The organism is Pseudomonas sp. MWU12-2020 (genome assembly GCF_023100605.1).
GTDB classification, from domain to species: Bacteria; Pseudomonadota; Gammaproteobacteria; order Pseudomonadales; family Pseudomonadaceae; genus Aquipseudomonas; species Aquipseudomonas fluorescens_H.
The window spans coordinates 1-1,164 of the sequence record NZ_JALMEX010000039.1 but is presented as its reverse complement, the minus strand read 5'-3'; the positions used below and the strand labels follow the sequence as shown (position 1 = coordinate 1,164).

The following is a 1,164-nucleotide window of genomic DNA, read 5'->3' as shown; positions in this document are numbered from 1 at the left end:
AGATCCCGATACAAGCGCTGTTTTACGACACCTCGCAAACCGGCGCATTGCTCGGCGCACAGAGGGATCAGCGTGATTACTTCACTGCCACCGGGGACTGGTTGCCGGTGCTGCGCATGGATCTGCGCCAGCCACCCGGCGCGGTGTTTGGCTTCAACCTGCAGGACCAGTTGTACAACGGCTATGAGGTCGCTTCGCGATTGAACGCGCGATACGCCGATACCTCCCCCGCGTGCCGGGGAGATACCGCCTCCCACTATTGCAACGGTGTGTTAATCCGCACTACCGATGTTTCTACTGCCTTTCATTCGTGGAATCCCAGCCCCCAATCCGTCACGGGTAACGGTGTCTCATACACCTACGCACGCGTCGATGCGCTTATCAAAAGCGTCTACAAACCCCAGGGCTTCATCACCCGAGAATCCTTTGCCCCGACCGGCAAGCCGCTGGAAGTGCGCTGCATTTATCCCACCGATGCGCACACAGGTGGCACTCGGGACATTTGCCGGGCGCATGTCGGCATGTGCTCGGAAGTCGGTGTCACAACGGCGGAAGAATGGGTCAGGCGCTTTGCGGCAAACCCCATTCTGGGGTGCGCCTTTGGTACCGATCCGGTCAGTTTTCAACTCGCCACGACCGCGCGCCCCAACTCGAACGATCCGTACGGCTGGAATGAGCTGATCATGGTGCCCTGGTCGGAAGATCAACCCGAACAGCTGCCGCTGGAAGCGTTCACCGCCAATAGTCGTTCCCAGTCGGGAGGTGATGGTCTTACCGGAGCGCGCTTCATGCAATGCGACTATTTTCAGGTCACCGGCCGCTTCATCCCGTTGATACGCGTCAATTTCGGCGCTGCACCGGCAGACGTTTTTACCTATGACCCTGCAGATCAGACGCTTCAGGACACATGCATGTCGAGTTTGTCCCGGGCAATTCCCGACCTCCCTGCTTCATCACGTGATGACTGACCGATATGTTTAGCAAACAAATATCCGGCCTCTTGCTGCTGGCATTGCTCGGAGTTTGCGCCCCACTCCACGCCGCCACCGGCCCGGAAGTGGCCAAGCTGCTCAACACGCGCTATCAGAACACCACGGCCGAATGCGTGGGCGAGCATCCTGCGTACTTTTGCAGTGGCGTATTGGTGCGCGGCAGCGCCGAGGT

General features: G+C 59.1%; 2 pseudogenes. Both read left to right on the top strand.

The window, feature by feature from the left end:
* A pseudogene (locus tag M0814_RS28920) lies at positions 1 to 968 on the top strand (hypothetical protein); the annotation flags it as partial.
* Positions 969 to 973: 5 nt separating this feature from the next.
* Positions 974 to 1,164: pseudogene (locus M0814_RS28915) on the top strand (hypothetical protein); the annotation flags it as partial.